Origin of the sequence: Sorangium sp. So ce296 (assembly GCF_051529605.1) — a bacterium.
Lineage (GTDB): Bacteria > Myxococcota_A > Polyangia > Polyangiales > Polyangiaceae > Sorangium > Sorangium cellulosum_D.
The window spans coordinates 1,263,326-1,280,160 of sequence record NZ_CP150325.1; the positions used below are offsets into that span (position 1 = coordinate 1,263,326).

Sequence of the window (16,835 nt, forward strand, 5' to 3'; positions counted from 1 at the left end):
TCGGCGAGCTCGGCACCGTCGCCGCCCACCGCCCGAGCGGGCATGTCCTGAGCGGACTGAGTGATGCCTCCAGCGCGACGTCGCACCGTCATTCTTCGGGCTCCGGCAGGCAGCAGACGGTGCGCGGGTGCGGTTCCCCGCCGAACGGCGTGCAGCCTGGCAGCTCGCTCACTTCCCATTCCGCGCTGAGGCTCCCGAGCGCCGGCCCGCGCTCGACGTACAAGCAGGCGTCCCCCTCGCCGCCGGCCACCTCCGCGGTCCCGAGGAGCGCGCTGTCGCTGCACGCGCGGTCCGCATAGGCGCTCACCCGCGCATCGCACCGGCCCGGTGTCGTGGTCACGCAGCCGCACGGCGCGCAGTTTCGAGGGTCGGAGAAATCGCGCTCATAAAAGAGGAGCCTGTCCGAGAACTGCGGTGGATCGCCCGGTGCGGCAGGCGCCTCGCAGTTCCGGACACCTGGTTCTTCCGCGACGGTGCAGTAGCGCCACTCCGGGGACACATGGGCCTCCTGCTGGTTCAGCATGCACGAATCAACGAAGTTCGGGCAGTAGTTATCGATCACGCCGCCGAGACACGCGACCGCGACCTGGGAAGGCCCCTCCGGGACCGGGGGCGCATCCTGAACGCGGGGCTCGCAGGACGACTCGCTTATCGGCCCGATCCAGATCGATCCGACCTGCGACGACGGCACGGTGCCTGGCGAGGTGCAGCGTCCATCCCAGTTGCGAGGCGGATTGAACGGCGTGTTCGTCGCCTCCGGGGTCTGCTGGCAGGACGAGCTGGAGTTCGCCGCGACGGTCCGCGGCAACCCGCATGCGCCGCGGTCGCAGACGCAGTTGCCGCAGACCTTCTGGCCGGGCTCGACCGAACGCAACCGCGCGTAGGTGTACGGGACGAAGCTTTGAGGCTCGCCCGTGCGAGGGTCGTCGGCCACGAGGTCCTCGCACGACGGCTCGGACTCCTCGGGCCCGATCCAGAAGAGCAGCGGATCAGAGAAGCTGGGCAGTCCCACGCGAGGCACGCATTTGCCCCAGCAGACGCCGTTGCTCGTGCCGTCGGGGTTGACGACCGGGCAGGGGTTCCACAACTGGCCGCAGGACGGCCAGTCGTCGTCGCCGCAGCCTCCCGCGCCGAGGGTGCCGGCCAGACCGGCCAGCGCGAGCGCGCCCAGCGAGCGCAGCAGCCACCGCGTTCTTCGCGATCTCATCCCGACCTCACCGCCTCCCTCGGCCCGCCCGCGACGAGCCCGCGCACGTCCTTCGCCTCCAGACGGCCGGCGCGACGCAACCCGTCGCCCCGGCGCCCGCGATCCGCCGGCAGCATCACCGTTCCCTGGGCAGGCAGCAAATCGTCGCCGCCCCCTCGCCTGGTTCGCCCACCGGCGTGCCCCCCTCCGGCGTGCAGGTCCCGGGCACGTTGACGATCCACGTCGCGCTCAGGCTTCCGATCGCGGCGTCCGACGCTGGGTCCACGCAGACCCCTTCCCTGGGCACGCTGATGCCGACGAGCCACTCGCTGCACGCGCTGTCCCTGTAGGCGGACACGGCCGCCTCGCACTGGCTCATCTCCGGCGGCTTGCAGGAGCACGGCGTGCATTCGCGCGTCTCGTTCACCGCCGTGTAGAACACCCCCAGCTTCTCCGAGTAGGTCGGCCAGGGGCTCCCCGGCGCCGCAGGCGCCTCGCACGGGACATCTTTCCCCTCCGCGCGGACACAGTGCCGCCACCCCTCCGGCAGGTGGTCCTGCTGCTGGTAGATCATGCAGAGCTGGCGGGGCATCTTGCACAGGTTCCCGACCAAGCTGCTCTTGCACGCAACCGCGACCTCGACCGCGGGCGCATCGCGGGGCACCGGCGCCTCCTCGACCACGGGCGTGCACGGCAGCTGGCGGGTCGGACCGATCGCGAGCGAGCCGAGCTGCTCCGGCCCCACCCGCCCGGGCGACACGCACGCGCCGTCCCAGTCCGGCGGGGGCGCGAACGGCGTCCGCGTCTCCTCGGGCCCTTCCCCGCACAGGGACAGCGAGCTCGCCGTCACCTCGGACGGCAGCGCGCAGGACGGCGGGGTGCACGCGCACGTCGGACATGCGAGCTCCCCGCTGGGCGGCGCCCACCCCCTGAACGCAGCAGGCCCGGGGGCGAGCCGCACCACCTCGTCCATCGTCCCGGGGACGGCCCAGACGAGATCGTCGCACGACGGCGCGAGCAGGTCAGGCCCCGTCCAGACGAGCTCTGGCGGGAAGAAGGGCTTCGGCGGGTCAGGCACGCACCGGCCCCAGCAGTGCCCGTTGCTCGTGCCGTCGTCGTTGAAAATCTCGCACACGAGGTCCTCCGCGCAGTCGTACTCCCCGCCGCCGCCGCACCCGCCCGCCGCCGTCAGGGCGCAGGCACCGAGCAGCGCTCCCCCCGCCAGCCACCGCAGCACGCTCCGCATCGTCACCTCTCCTCTCTTCGCCTCCGCCGCCTACCAGGCGCCGACCACGACGACGCCCCCGCCCTGCGCCGTCGCGAGCGGCACAGCGCGCACGGCGCTGCTGCCCGGCGCCGGGGTCCACCAGAAGGACGAGAGCGCGACCGCGCCCGCGACGCCCGCGCCGATGAAGCTCGCCCAGGCCGCGGCCTCGAGCGTGTCGCGCGCGCTGCGCTCGTGGTGCAGCGCCGCGCACGCCTCCGCGTGCTCATCGTACAAGCACGCCGCCAGCCCGCCGCGCCGGTGGATCGCCTCCGCCTGCGCCGCCGCCTCGTCGCCGCGCGCCGCCGCCGCGAGCGTGAAGCCCGTACCGAGCGCGGCGCCCGTCAACGCGAGCGCGAGCCCGCCGATGCGAACGACCGTGCCGGCCGCCAGGCCCCCGGCGGCGGGCGCCGCAGCCGCCGCCGGCGCGGGCGCGGGCGCGCGCGGGGCCGCGGGCTCCGGCGGCGGCTTCGGCTCGAGATGGAGGCCGATGATCGACTCGAGCCCCCGCCGCGCCTCGAACGGAAAGACGCCGTCGACATAGCCCTCGAGCTTGCCGCGCGCCTCGTGCCGTCCCGGCTCGACGTAGACGAAGTAGTCGGCCTGCCCCTGGCCGATCCGCCGGCCGTCGATGAACACCTCGGCCTCGGGCCGGCTCACCGCGATCGTCGCCGGTGACACCTCGCGCTCCGCCCGCTGAAGCCCCTCCGAGAACCGCCGCCTCGCCGCCTGCTGGAGCGCCTCCGGATCCCGCAGCGACTCCCGCAGGTGCTCCGCCGCATCCCGGAACCGCCCGAGCGCGAGCTCGCACAGGCCGAGCTCCCCCGCGAGCTCCGGCCGCGGATCCGCCTGCCACGCAGCGCGATACGACGCCTCGGCTTCCTCCCACCGCCCGGCGCGCCGCGCCCGCTCACCCCGCGCGAACGCCTCCTCGGCCTCGGAGCGCGCCGAGGCCGCTCCGGACGGCCAGCAGGACGCGCTTCGCCGGCAGCCGCCGCCACGAGACTCCACACGACAGAGGCTGCGGCTACCGCAAGGAGCAACCGGCCCGTGGTGCCCATCTCCCCGGCACGCTACGTAGCAGGCGCCACGCGGTCAAGGCACATTGGCGCGAAGACGACGACGATCTCGGCACAACCATCAGGCAATCTGGGTGGCATCTCCGGAACGCACCACCGCATCCTGCACGGCGTGGTGCAACGAGCGCGTACCTGAGCACGACGGCCCCGGAGCGGCTCGGCCCGGCATGCCGTTTTTCAAATGTCGAACGGGCTCGCCACGTAACTGGGCTGGTATGGGGAAACCTTCTCGCAAGACCCACGGCGCCGCCGAGGGCCCGCCGCTCACCCTGGAGGCGATCATGGCCGAGCACCTGGAGGACATTCGCCGCTACGTGGAGCGGCAGGGTTTCCGGGGCGCGGATCGGGACGACCTGGTCCAGGAGATCTTCCACGGCGCGGCGCGATCGCTGTCCCGGTTCGATCCCCGCCTCGGCACCGTGCGCGCCTGGCTGCTCAGGATCGCGTACAACCTGACCTCCAACGAACGCAAGCGCGCCTATCGCCGGCGCGAGGCGCTGTGGCCGGAGGAGGCGCTCGACGAGCTCTCCAGCGATGTGCCGGACTCCGAGACACGGCTCATCGAAGCGCAGCGGAGCGAGATCCTCGCAGAGCTGCTCCTGGAGGTCCCTCCAGCGCGCCGAGAGATCCTTGTCGCGCACGATCTGGAGGAGGCGGCGGTCCAGGACATCGCCGACGAGCACGCGATCCCGCGCAGCACCGTGTGGAACCACCTCCGGCTCGCGCGGCTGAGCCTCGGCGCCGCCGCGCGGCGCTGGCGGGCGCGGAACCGCGGCCGCGGCGCGCTGCTCGCGCCGCTCGCCGTCGCGTTCGGCGCGGGCGAGGCGCGTGCCTCGTCGGGGCCGCTCCACCGAGGCCCGCTGCAGCGGCTGCTCGGCTGGGCTCGCCGCGCTTTCCGGCGCTCGCCGTCTCGCGGGGAGTCCAGCCCGGCGGCGAGCTCGCGGCGCAGTGCACTCGTGCCGACACGGGGCGTCCGGCGATCGATGGCCAGCGCCGTAGCTGGCGCAATAGCAGGTGCGCTCGTCCTACTCACCTCGGGCGGGCGCAGCGACGTGGCGACGCCGCCAGCCGCCGCGGTCGCGCTGCGCTCGTCGACGTTCATGGCGGCCGTTCCGCGCGGCACGGATCGTCACTGGGCTCGGGCGCTTCCTCCGGCCCTTCCGGCCGCCGGCGCCGCAGGCGGCGGTCCCAGGGCGACGGGTCGCAGCCCGTCGAGCGCGCGGCACGCACATGGCCCGCTTCAGGGCGGCGGCGCCCTGTCCACGAGCGAGGACCGCCTATGGCGACAGGCGATCGCGACGCTCACCTCCGGTCGAAGCGACGCAGCGCGCCTGCTGCTCGAGCGACACCGGCGCGAGTTCCCCCGGGGTGTTCGCGCAGCGGACCGCGAAGAGCTCCTACGATGGCTGCGAGCGGACATCGACAGCGATGGACACGGCCACGGGCCGGTGAGCAGCATTCCGTCGCGATCGCGGTGAGCGGCGCGATGGCGCAACAAGGAGGGTGAAAGAGATCAGCGGCGATGGAGAAGCGAATGGGATGCTCAGGCCTGCAGGGCGCCCGATTCGTGCCATCCCGCCCCGGCGATGCTGCCGGGCATTGCCATGGCCGCCGGCCCTGCCAACATGGCCCCGTTTTGCTCAACCCAAGGAGGCGCCTGTGGCAGACCCCTACATCGATCCTTTCGAGACGAAGATTTACGGGAAGTTCGCGCGCGAGCAGATGGCCGCGGTCCTGATGGGCAAGGTCGCCGCGCTCGACGGCATGGTGGAGTTCGCGATCGGCAAGCAGCTCGTCGCCGATCAGGCGATGTCCGACGTCCTCGATCGCCAGCCCAAGCCCGCGCCGGAGCTCGACAGCGGCGCGGTGCTCGACGAGGCGCGGGACGTCATCGTGCGTTTCGGCTCGTACCTCGACTCGCTCAAAGGGAGGCCGGTCGAGCCCAAGGTGTTCTTCCGCGGCGAGATGCCGAGCGTCCTCGCGCGCCGGCGGATCACGAAGCTCACCGCCGCCGTCGGGCACATCGCCGACGAGCTCGAGCGGCAGCGCGAGAGGGTCCGCGGCGCGGACGTGTGGCTGGCCGAGCTCCGGGAGGTGCACGAGAGGCTCGGGATCGTGGAGCGGCAGCAGCGCGCCACGCGGGTCGAGCGGGTCGAGCTCGGCCCCGAGGTGTCGACCGCGCGCGACGCCTGGCTGGGCGTCTACAACGCCAACAAGAACCTCGTGCGCGGGCTGCTCGCCCACCTCGGCAAGCCGGAGCTCCTGCCGCTCATCTTCGACGACCTCGCCGAGGTGCACCGCACGAGCGGCGTGAGCGACGCGCTCCCGCCCGGCCAGCCGGCCGCGCCGCCCGGCCAGCCGGCCGCGCCGCCCGCCGGGACGGAACCCGCGCCGGACGCGTGAGCCCGCGGCCCGCTGCAAGGCTTGATGCAAGCCTTGCAGCGGGCGACTCGGTCGCCGAGTCGGCCGTTTCAAGGCTTGAGACGGCCGACTCGTCGGGCCAGCGGGGCGGTTCAAGGCTTGAGACGGCCGGCTGGACGGCCAGGGGAGCCGTTTCAAGGCTTGAAATCGCCGGCTGGGCGGCCGAGTCGGGCGTTTCAAGCCTTGAAGCGGGTGACGGCGCGCCGGGGAAGGCGCTCTCAAGGCAATCTCGGTCGCTCCGTCGAGCTTCGGGGAGCGCTGCGCGCCAGTCCGGCCGGTCTCGCCGGTCGACTTCCCGGACGAACCGCGGCGCAAGGGCGCGCGTCAGAGCCCGTTGGGGATCACGGTGAGGGTGCCGGAGCCGCGGTTGGTCAGGACGAGATCGTCGTACCCATCGCCGTTCAGGTCCGCGGCGGCGATGGCGTTGGGGCCGGGCGACGTGCCGGTCGGGACGACCGGGCCCGAGGCGAAGCCTCCGCCGCCGTTGCCGGTCATCGGGCGGACGCCGCCCGAGGAGGTGGTGACCAGGATGTAGGCGTCGAGCTTGCCGTCGCCGTTGAAATCGCTGGCCACGACCCCCAGCGCCGAGTTGGCGATCGCGCTGGCCCCGGTGGAGGACTGAACGCCGCTCGCGAACGTGCCGTCGCCGTTCCCTTTGAAGAAGTAGAGGTACGCGCCGGCCGCGCCGTTCGAGAGGATGTCGAGCTTGCCGTCGCCGTCGGCGTCGCCGAAGGCGATGCCCGCCGTCTGGCCGTTGGCGGAGTTGGTGTAGGCGACCGGCGCGGCGAACGAGCCGTTGCCCTCGTTGATGAGGATCGAGAGACGCGCGGCGCTGGGGCTCGTCACCACGAGATCGGAGAAGCCGTCGCCGTTCAGGTCGCGGCAGGCGATGCTCGACTGCACGCCGCCGGTGGCCGCGATGGCGATGAGCGTGGGCGCGCCGAAGCTGCCACCGCCGGTGCCCAGGATCACGCTCACCTGACTCTGGGTCACGCTGGTTGTGGCGATGTCGGCCACCCCGTCATGATTGAAGTCCCCGGCGCAGAGGTGGACGGAGCCCGGCGTTCCGGTGGTGAAGCTCGTCGGTGTGTCGAAGGTTCCGGGCGCGCTCGGGCCCAGGTTGCGGTAGACGCTGATGCTCCCGTTGACGGCGGACAGGTTGGTCTGGCCGTCGACGGTGACGGCGTCGAGCCACCCGTCGCCGTCCACGTCCACCGCCACGACCGCGTTGCCGGAGAGCGGGGCGCCCATGGTGTAGAGCTCCGGCTGGAAGGTCGCGTCGCCGTTGCCGTGAAACACGGAGAGCGACCCGGAGGGGGTCATCGACGATCCGGATTCGGCGTTGGCCACCAGGACGTCGAGCGCACCGTCGCCATTCACATCGGCGACCGCCGGAGCCAGCGGGTTGTGGAGCGCGGAGGTGCTGATCGGCGTGTCGGGGACCTGGCCGGAGGGCGGGGTCTGGCAGCCGCCGTTCGAGCAGATTTCACCCGCCGCGCACGCGATGTTGCAGGCATTGCAGTGAGAGGGGTCGCTCTGGAGGTTCACCTCGCAGCCGTCGGACGTGAGCCCATTGCAGTCCGCGAGGCTGCCTTTGCACGCCTCGCAGCGGGCCCCCTCGTAGGTGGGCAAGCACGCGCAGGAGTAGCTGTCGATTCCGTCGGTGCAGGTCCCGTCGTTCTGGCACGGGCTTTCGGCGCACTCGTCGATGTCGGTCTCGCAGCTCGCGCCGGTGAAGCCGGGCAAGCATTCGCAGGTGAAGCTGTCGATGCCGTCGACGCAGGTCCCGCCGTTCTGGCACGGGTTTTCGGCGCACTCGTCGACATCGGTGCAGGTCACGCCGTCGCCCTCGTACCCCGCGTTGCAAGCGCAGGTGAAGGAGCCCGGCGTATCGGTGCATGCAGCGTTCGCGTCGCAGTCGTCGGTGCCCAGGGCGCACTCGTCGACGTCGGCGCACGTCACGCCTTCGCCCTCATACCCCGCGTTGCAAGCGCAGGTGAAGGAGCCCGTCGTGTTGGTGCATGTAGCGTTCGCGTCGCAGTTGTCGGTGCCCAGGGCGCATTCGTTCACATCGGCGCATGTGCCGCTCTGGCAGGTGAGGCCGTCGCAGCACGGCACCGCGGGGTCGCACGGCGCGTTCGCGGCCAGACAGCCCTGGCCGCCGCAGGTCGGCTCGCAGCTCGGCTCGTCGCCATCGCCGCCGGGCACGGAGGGGCCGGCGCTGGTGCAGCTCGCGAACAGCAGGGCGGAGAACGCCGGGATCGCCAGACGGCTGAAAAGAGAGCTCTTGCGATGGCTCATGGGTTGTCCTCTGTTTTTGTTGAAGCGGCGGGGGGGTGCCGCGCGATGTTAGCCTGTGCTGGCGGGTCAGAGTCCGTTCGGGATCACGGTGAGGGTGCCGGATCCTCTGTTGGTCAAGACGAGATCGTCGTACCCATCGCCATCCAGGTCCGCGGCGGCGATGGCGTTGGGGCCGGGCGAGGCGCCGGTGGGGACGACGGGGCCCGAGGTGAAGCCTCCGCCGCCGTTGCCGGTCATCGGGCGGACGCCGCCCGAGGAGGTGGTGACCAGGATGTAGGCGTCGAGCTTACCATCGCCGTTGAAATCGCTGGCCACGACCCCCAGCGCCGAGTTGGCGATCGCGGTGGGCGAAGCGGTGGATGAAGCGCCGCTCGCGAACGTGCCGTCGCCGTTCCCCTTGAAGAAGAAGAGGAACCGGCCGGCCGCGCCGTTCGAGAGGATGTCGAGCTTGCCGTCGCCGTCGGCGTCGCCGAAGGCGATGCCCGCCGTCTGGCCGCTGGCGGAGTTGGTGTAGGCGACCGGCGCGGCGAACGAGCCGTTGCCCTGGCTGATGAGGATCGACAGACGCGCGGTGCCGGGGCTCGTCACCACGAGATCGGAGAAGCCGTCGCCGTTCAGATCACGGCAGGCGATGCTCGACTGCACGCCGCCTGTGCCCGAGATGGAGATGAGCGCGGGCGCGGCGAAGCTGCCCCCGCCGGTGCCCAGGATCACGCTCACCTGACTCAACGTCACGCTCGTGGTGGCGATGTCGGCCACCCCATCGTTGTCGAAGTCCCCGGCGCAGAGGTGGACGGAGCCCGGGGTTCCGGTGGTGAAGGTCGTCGACATGCCGAAGGTCCCGGGCGCGCTCGGGCCCTGGTTTCGGTAAACGCTGATGCTCCCGTTGCTGGTGGGCAGGTTGGTCTGGCCATCGACGGTAACGGCATCGAGCCACCCGTCGCCGTCCACGTCCACCGCCACGACCGCGTTGCTGGAGAGCGGGGCGCCCGTGTAGTAGAGCTCCGGCTGGAGGGTCGTGTCGCCGTTGCCGTGGAACACGGAGAGCGACCCGGCGGGGCTCTGCGACGATCCGGATTCGGCGTTGGCCACCAGGATGTCGAGCTCGCCGTCGCCATTCACATCGGCGACCGCCGGAGCCAGCGGGCTGTGGGTCTCGGGCACGCTGATCGGCGTGCCGGGGACCTGGCCGGGGGGCGCGGCCTGGCAGCCGCCGTTCGCGCAGATTTCACCCGGCGCGCACGCGCTGTTGCAGGCGCTGCAGTGGGAGGCGTCGCTCTGGAGGTTCACCTCGCAGCCGTCGGACGTAAGCCCGTTGCAGTCCGCGAGGCTGCCTTCGCACGCCTCGCAGCGGGTCCCCTCGTAGGTGGGCAAGCACGTGCAGGAGTAGCTGTCGATGCCGTCGGCGCAGGTCCCGTCGTTCTGGCACGGGCTCTCGGCGCACTCGTCGATGTCGGTCTCGCAGTCGGCGCCGGTGAAGCCGGGCGGGCACGCGCAGGAGTAGCCGTCGATGCCGTCGGTGCAGGTCCCGCCGTTCTGGCACGGATTGGCGGCGCACTCGTCGATATTGGTGCAGGTCACGCCGTCGCCCTCGTACCCCGCGTTGCAAGCGCAGGTGAAGGAGGTCGGCGTATCGGTGCAGGTAGCGTTCGCGTCGCAGTCGTCGGTGCCCAGGGCGCACTCGTCGTTCTCGGTGCACGTGCCGTGATGACAGGTGAGGCCGTCGCAGCACGGCACCGCGGCGTTGCAGGGCGCGCCCTCGGGGAGGCAGCCGTCGCCGTGACAGGTGGGGTCGCCCAGGGCGATGTAGTCGCCGAGATGCAGCAAGTGCGCGGGGAGGCACAACAGGTTGATCTTGAGGATCGTGTAGGGGTACGTCGTGGAGCCGTTCCTGTGGCACATCAGGATCGTGCCGTTGACGTCGAAGTCGTTGCAATGCTCGGGGGTGAGCGCGCCATGGGCCTCGCCCACGGCCTCGTCGTCCTCGCCGTCGGCCGCGGAGGGGTCGGCGCCGGCGCAGCTCGCGACCAGCAGGGTGGAGAAAGCCGGGATCGCCAGATAGCCGAGAAGAGAGCCCTTGCGATAGCGCATCGCTTGTCCTCTGTTTTCTTGAAGCGGGGGGTGCCGCGCGATGCCGGGCCTGCGCTGGCTGAAGAAATGTCAGGTCGTCCACATCTGCCAATTCAAGTTCGAGGCCAGCGCGAAGACGTCCTTGGCCGAGGTGATGTCGAGGCAGGCCCCGGCGCGTCTTCCGCGTTTCGCGCGCGCCGTCGCGCGAGCCGCCGGCTCCCGCGCTGAGCTCGCGCCGAAATCAGGGCACACCGCCTCATCGGGCGCGTTTGCCCAGCACCGCGCACATCACGGTACCGGGCACGAGCAGCCCGCGGGCCCGTCGCGCTCCGCTGCCACGGCTGCTGCTGCCTGAACGCCTCAGCTGCGGAGTACGCGCCTCATCGTGCGGAACGACCGCGCCCACTCCGCCGTCGATGGTGGGTTTTCAGCGCACGCAGGGCGCTTCAATCAGGCGAGCCACGTCCCGCCCGGTCGGCGCCGGGTCCGGATGGCTGGCGGCGTCGCTCCAGCGCGCTCACTTCTGGCGCGCGCGGAGCGGAGCGCGGGCGCTCCTCCGCAGACGCTCCCGCGCGTGCGCGTCGGCCCGCGGCCGCGCGGCGTGGCGCCCGTGAGCGCGGCGAGGTCGGTCGGCACCCCCGACCATCGGGCTGCCTGGCGCGTCGCTGGCCTCGACGCTCGCGTCGTCGCCGCACGGATCACTCTCGGTTACGCTCCGCGCGCCGGGGGAGGGCTGCGCCTCGGCGCGAAAGGAGACCTTCTTGGGACCACATTCCCGCGAGTCCGAGGTGGACGCGCTCCCCGAGACGCCCGCCGTGCCGCGCGCTCACGCCTGGCTGGTCTTTGCCTTGAGCTTCGGCCTGCTGCTGTCCGACTACATGTCGCGCCAGGTCCTCAACGCGGTCTTCCCGTCGCTGAAGCTGGAGTGGGGCCTTTCCGATACCGAGCTGGGGGCCCTGAGCGGCGTCGTGGCGCTGACGGTCGGTGTGCTCGCCATTCCGCTGTCGTTGCTGGCCGATCGCCTGGGCCGCGTCCGGAGCCTGACCCTCATGGCGACGCTGTGGAGCGTGGCGACGCTGGGGTGCGCGCTGTCGGCCGACTTCGGCCAGATGCTCGTCGCTCGTTTTGTCGTCGGCGTCGGGGAGGCCGCGTATGGCAGCGTCGGTATCGCCGTGGTGCTGTCGGTGTTCCCGCGCCACCAGTGGGCCAGCCTGAGCGGCGCCTTCGCGGCCGGCGGCGCCTTCGGCGCCGTGCTGGGCATGGCGCTCGGCGGCCACGTGGCGGCGAGGCTGGGCTGGCGCTGGTCGTTCGGCGTCATGGCCCTCTTCGGCCTCGTCCTCGCTGCGATCTACCGCTTCGCCATCACCGAACAGCGGTTGCGACCAGCGCTGGAGGAGGGCCAGCGCGCCGCTGTCGCACGGCCCCCTGCGCGCCAGCCGATGACGTTCCGCTCCGTGTTGGAGTCGCTGTTTCCGACGCCCTCGATCGTCTGTGTCCACGTGGGCAGCGGTCTGCACCTGTTCGTCATGGGGGCCGTGCTGTCCTGGATGCCCAGCTACCTGAACCGTTACTACGGCATGACCGTCGATCGGGCGGGCGCCGCCGCGGCCGTCTTCGTCCTGATCGGCGGCGCCGGCATGATCGCCTGCGGTGTGTTGACCGATCGCCTGAGTCGCGGCCAGCCGGCTCGCCCGTGGCGGATGGCGGTCGCCTACAGCCTGACCTGCTGCACCTTGCTCGGCGTGGCTTTCCGGCTCGAAGCAGGCCCCATGCAGCTGGCGCTCATCGGGGCCGGGACGCTGTTCGCCGGGGGCACGGCCGGCCCGGCCAGCGCCATGGTCGCCGGCATGACCCAGGCGTCGATCCGCGCGACCGCGTTCGCGACGCTGGCGGTGGCCAACAACCTGCTCGGCATGGCCGCGGCGCCGCTCGTGACCGGCGTCCTCGCCGACCGGATCGGCCTCCTCGGCGCCCTGCAGGTCGCGCCGCTGGCCGCGCTCGCGGCCGCGCTGGCCTTTGCTCTGGGCGGACAGCATCGTGGAGCCGGAATGGATGAGCGCCTCTAGCCTCGACCTGGGCACAGTTGCCCGATGTCAGGCAGCTGTATCAGCAGCGGTTACCGGCCGCCTCGACCCCCCCCGGGACCCCCTGCGTTCGATTGTACCCGTCCACCCAGATTGCTCCGATGGCGCCGTGGCGGACCCTGCCATGCATCGCAGCGAGCGCGACGATCTGTGGTACGCCATCCATCAGATGGTCGACTTCACGCTTGCTCTCTGCACGCGGGGCAGAACGCAACGAGATCCCACCCCCGCTTCGGGTCGCGTCATTGTCATGTGAATCGCATCGCTCGCATGTGAATTCACAAGACGAGGTTTCGCCGGCGCAGTAGGAGGCGGAGTTGCGGTCGAGATGCGCTTCGAAGCTACCAAGCGCGCACCACCGCAAGGATGTACCGCCCCCTTCCACAATGCCCCTTGCGGGCCATTGCCCGAGGAGACGTTTCGTCATGAGAACGCTTCCCAAGAACCGCCGTGCCACGTTCGGCTCGATCCTCTGCGTCGCCTCCCTGGGCGTCTTCGCGTTCGGTCCCGGGTGCAGCGCGGCCTCGTCAGACTCCGCCGGCGCGGAGCAGGTCGGCGAGGCTGACGAGCACGTCACCGCGACACAGTGCGACTACTTCGATGTCAACGGCAAGGTCACGATCTGCCACTACACCGGCTCGGCCAATCACCCCTACACCGTCCTCAAGATCAGCGACCAGGGCTGTATCAACGGGCACGCGATGCACGCGCAAGACTACGTCGCGGTGAACGACCCGACCTGCCAAGGCGGCGGGTGCCTCCCCGTGAACGCGCCGTGCGACGCCACCCTACCGTGCTGTGATGGCACGCAGTGCATCAACGGCGTCTGCAAAGACCTCTGCGAGGGCGTGACCTGCACGGCGTCCGACCAGTGCCACGTGGCCGGCACCTGCGACCCGCAGACCGGGCTCTGCTCGAACCCCGTCGCCCCTGACGGCACCGGCTGCGACGACGGCGACGCCTGCACGCAGACCGACACGTGCCAGGCCGGCACCTGCACCAGCGACAACCCCCTCACCTGCACCGCGAGCGACGAGTGTCACGTGGCCGGCACCTGCGACTCCTCCAGCGGCGTCTGCTCCAACCCCAACGCTCCGGATGGGATCTACTGCAGCACAGGGATCTGCAAGACCGGGGCATGTTACATGCCCACCCTGAGCTTCCAGGCGAATCAGGACTACGCCGGCTTCAACCGCCCGCAGGGCGTGGTAGCGGGGGACGTCAACGGCGACGACAAGCCCGACCTCATCGTGGTCAACGTCAGCGGTGCCAACGCGAGCGTGCTGCTGGGCAACGGCGACGGCACCCTCACGGCCGCCGCCCCCGTCGGCGGCATCGGCTCGAACCCCGGCGGCGTGGCGCTGGCGGACCTCGACGGCGACGGCAAGCTCGATCTCCTCGTCGGGGCCTTCAACGTCCCCGGCATCGGCGGCCTCCGGGTGCTGCCGGGCAACGGCGATGGCACCTTCCAGGACCCCGTTCTTTATGCCGTGGGCAATCAACCGGTCGGCGTGAAGGCGGCGGACTTCAACGGCGACGGCAAGCTCGACGTCGTCACGGCCAACTTCGTCGGCAGCAGCCTGAGCGTGCTGCTGGGCAACGGCGACGGCACCCTCCAGCCCGCCGTCGACTACGCCGACCCCGGCGCCCGCACCCCCAACGACGTGGCGGTGGCGGACGTCAACGGTGACGGCAAGCTCGATCTCGTCTCGGCCAACTTCAACAGCCACAACCTGAGCGTGTGGCTCGGCAACGGCGATGGCACCTTCCAGTCCGCCCTCCTCTACGCCTCCGGCGCCTCCGGCCCCGGAGCCGTGGCGGTGGGAGACCTCAACGGCGACGGCAAGCCCGACATCGCCGCGGCCCACCAGAGCGCTGCTGACGTGACCGTGCTGCTGGGCAACGGCGACGGCACCCTCCAGGCCCCCGTCGTTCATCCCGTCGGCGGCGGGTTTCTCCTCGACGTAGCGATCGCGGATCTCAACGGCGATCTCAGGCCCGATATCGCAACGACCAGCTTCAACAACCGCGCGGTGGGCGTGCTGCTGGGCGACGGAGCCGGCGCCTTCCAGCCCGTCACCTTCGCCTCCACCGGCAACAACAGGCCTTACGGCCTGGCGGAGGTGGACCTCAACGGCGACGGCAAGCTCGACCTCGCCACGACCAACCTCTTCGAAAACAGCGCGAGCGTGCTGATCAACCAGTCGTTCTAGCTGGGACGGGGTTCGAGATTCGACGCCGCGCAGTGCTGTGCAAGCCTGCGCGGCGCTCCGTACGGCGACCGTGCGTCAAACACTGTCGCCGTTTTCTTCCGTCGTTCCCCTGACCGGCCGGCGTCCTTCCCCGCCGGCCACCCCCACGGGGCCCCGCGCGCTCGCGCCTCCCGGGGCTCGCGGTTGGCCTTCGTCTACGACGACGACAACACCCTCGCTAGCGCTGCGCGACCCCGAGGGAGAGCCCCAGTGGGCCGGCGGGTTCAGCACCCGGAGCGGCTGCGAGGAGCTTCCGCATGGACGAGCCGCCGCCGGCCCGCCTCGACCGTCTCCCCGCTTCAGCCGAGCCCTGCGAGCGCGAGCGCCCCCACGAGGTCGTCGACCAGGGCCTGGTCCGCGGTCATGCGGCGGACGACGGCCCGGGGATCCCGCGCGACCTCGGGCAGGATGGCGGCGAGCTCGCAGCCGGCGGCGCGGGCGTCGGCGACGCGGCCGAGGCGGGCCAGGGCAACGGCGCGGTCGAGCGCGCTCCAGGCGAGGTTGGGGGTGATGGCCTCGGCCTCGACGAGGGCAGCCGCGTAGTCGCCGCGGCGACAGGCGTCGAGCGCGAGGGCGTGGTGGACGGTGCCGGGATAACGCTTCGTCAAGCCCCGATGCCTGCGGAGGATGGCAGTGCCGCGCTCCCAGTCGCCGGAGAGCGCGAGGAGGAAGCCCGTGAACATGAGCGGCCCGCCGAGCTTCAGGGCGACCTTGGCCTCGGCCTGCGCCGCCGGGCCGTCGCCGGCGTCGAGCAGCACGAACGCGAGCACCTGGTGGGGGTTGGCCAGCTTGGGCTCGAGCGCCACGGCACGGCGCGCATGTTCGGCGGACCGGCAACGGTCGTGATCCCTGCCGGCGGCCGTCCACGACGAGAGCACATGAAGAAACGAGGAATAGGCCAGCAGCACCCCGTCATCGGGGTCGCGCTCGAGGAAGCGCGCGCAGTGGTCCGCGAGCTCGGTTTGCAGGCGGGGCTCGAAGGTGGCGAGCCACCGGGGGAAGCGCAGGAGCACCTCGTACGCCGAGCGCGGAGGGTGGACGCAGCGCTCCTCGGCCTCCATGGCATGGACCGCGCCGAGGGGAAGCGCGACGAGCAAGGTGGTGATGTCGCGGGCGATCTCGTCCTCGACCGCGAACAGGCGGTTGTCGACGTCGGAGCGGTCGAACGTCTTGCTCCACGCCTGGATTCCGCGCGTCGTGTCGTGGAGCTTGACCGCCACGCGAAGCGCGCCGGGGATGAGGCGCACGCTCCCCTCGACCACGTAGCGCGCGCCCCGCGCCTCGGCCTCCTCCAGGGTGGCGGCGCGCGAGAGCACGCGCACGCGCGGGGCGCGAACGAAGAGGTCGCCGAGCCGGTCGGTCAGGCCGTGGGCCATGGCGCGGCTCCGCGTGCCGGTCGAGCCCGGCACCGGCAGCTCGCTCTCCGATCCGTCCGCGTTCAAGGAGGCGGAGACGGCGGTGATCGAGGCAAAGGGGAGGATCGCGATGACGGGCCCGTCGGCGCTGGCCGCGAGCCGCGGCCCTCGGGGGGACGGTGGGCCCGGCCGGTCGGAGGGCGGCGAATCGAGCGAGGGCCGCCGGGAGACGGAGGGTTGGGCGGGGTCGGGCGCGGCCGGCCCCGCGACGAAGACGGGGGCATAGCGGCCGCGCGGCAGCTCGATGCGCACCGCGGCGGCGGGGCTCGCGGCGTAGTAGCGCTCGAGGGCGCGCCGGAGCTTGCTCATCTCGACGCGCACGATCGAGTCCTCGGTGGAGTCGAAGCCCTCGGGCCGCTCGAAGATGCGCGTGGCGAGGAGGGGCGCGCGCAGCTCGGCGCCGCGCCCCGCGAGCACCTCGCCGACCAGGAAGCGGAGCAGCCGGATCTGCCGCGCAGACCCGCCGAACACCGGGCTCGTCACCACCCGCTCCAGCTCCGCCACCATGGCCGCGCGCAGATCGGTCTGCGGAGAACTTTCCATCTACGGCAGCATGCTCACCTAGGTGCCCCTCCGGATGCAACAGCGTGAATCGCACCGCTCTCCCCTCCCGGAGGAGAGCGTGTGGCCTTGCCCCACGCCCGGCCGTTCCGCCGCGGAATGCGCGAGGATCGGCGCGAGCCGCGGAGCGGGCGATGTGATTCACAGCGAATTCACGGTAAAAATGCGTGAAGGGCCGCTGCGCTGACGTTTACCGTGCGCG

Annotated in this window: 10 protein-coding genes; 4 read left to right on the forward strand and 6 right to left on the reverse strand. The window is 71.5% G+C overall.

The features are described 5' to 3' along the window. Window positions 1-88 precede the first annotated feature (88 nt). The 3 genes from WME98_RS04695 to WME98_RS04705 form a co-directional block, all read right to left on the reverse strand. Complete coding sequence (locus tag WME98_RS04695; protein WP_437950170.1) at window positions 89-1,207, reverse strand: hypothetical protein; 1,119 nt, start codon at window positions 1,205-1,207, stop codon at window positions 89-91. 115 nt (window positions 1,208-1,322) lie between these two features. Next, on the reverse strand, window positions 1,323-2,438 hold the full coding sequence (locus tag WME98_RS04700; protein ID WP_437950171.1) for a hypothetical protein: 1,116 nt from the start codon (window positions 2,436-2,438) through the stop codon (window positions 1,323-1,325). A gap of 24 nt (window positions 2,439-2,462) precedes the next feature. After that, window positions 2,463-3,461: a hypothetical protein gene (locus tag WME98_RS04705; RefSeq protein WP_437950172.1), complete on the reverse strand. Its 999-nt coding sequence runs from the start codon at window positions 3,459-3,461 to the stop codon at window positions 2,463-2,465. A 283-nt stretch (window positions 3,462-3,744) separates the two neighbouring features. Here WME98_RS04705 and WME98_RS04710 point away from each other — a divergent pair, with 283 nt between their 5' ends. Together WME98_RS04710 and WME98_RS04715 are read left to right on the forward strand one after the other, a co-directional pair. Beyond that, window positions 3,745-5,007 (forward strand): RNA polymerase sigma factor, encoded by a 1,263-nt coding sequence (locus WME98_RS04710; RefSeq protein WP_437950173.1) that lies wholly within the window; start codon window positions 3,745-3,747, stop codon window positions 5,005-5,007. A gap of 181 nt (window positions 5,008-5,188) precedes the next feature. Beyond that, window positions 5,189-5,932, forward strand: coding sequence for a hypothetical protein (locus tag WME98_RS04715; RefSeq protein ID WP_437950174.1), 744 nt, complete (start codon window positions 5,189-5,191; stop codon window positions 5,930-5,932). Between the two features lie 342 nt (window positions 5,933-6,274). Here WME98_RS04715 and WME98_RS04720 read toward each other — a convergent pair whose 3' ends face one another. Together WME98_RS04720 and WME98_RS04725 are read right to left on the reverse strand one after the other, a co-directional pair. After that, complete coding sequence (locus WME98_RS04720) at window positions 6,275-8,251, reverse strand: FG-GAP-like repeat-containing protein (protein ID WP_437950175.1); 1,977 nt, start codon at window positions 8,249-8,251, stop codon at window positions 6,275-6,277. A gap of 66 nt (window positions 8,252-8,317) precedes the next feature. Beyond that, window positions 8,318-10,342, reverse strand: a complete 2,025-nt coding sequence (locus WME98_RS04725; RefSeq protein WP_437950176.1) for an FG-GAP-like repeat-containing protein — start codon at window positions 10,340-10,342, stop codon at window positions 8,318-8,320. Window positions 10,343-11,082: 740 nt separating this feature from the next. Between WME98_RS04725 and WME98_RS04730 the strand changes: the two genes are divergently transcribed. After that, entirely contained in the window at window positions 11,083-12,387 is a 1,305-nt protein-coding gene (locus tag WME98_RS04730; protein WP_437950177.1) for an MFS transporter, read from the forward strand. Window positions 12,388-12,830: 443 nt separating this feature from the next. After that, window positions 12,831-14,618, forward strand: a complete 1,788-nt coding sequence (locus WME98_RS04735; RefSeq protein ID WP_437950178.1) for an FG-GAP-like repeat-containing protein — start codon at window positions 12,831-12,833, stop codon at window positions 14,616-14,618. A gap of 338 nt (window positions 14,619-14,956) precedes the next feature. Here the strand turns inward: WME98_RS04735 and WME98_RS04740 are convergent, their stop codons facing one another. Next, entirely contained in the window at window positions 14,957-16,615 is a 1,659-nt protein-coding gene (locus WME98_RS04740; protein ID WP_437950179.1) for a hypothetical protein, read from the reverse strand. Window positions 16,616-16,835 lie beyond the last annotated feature (220 nt).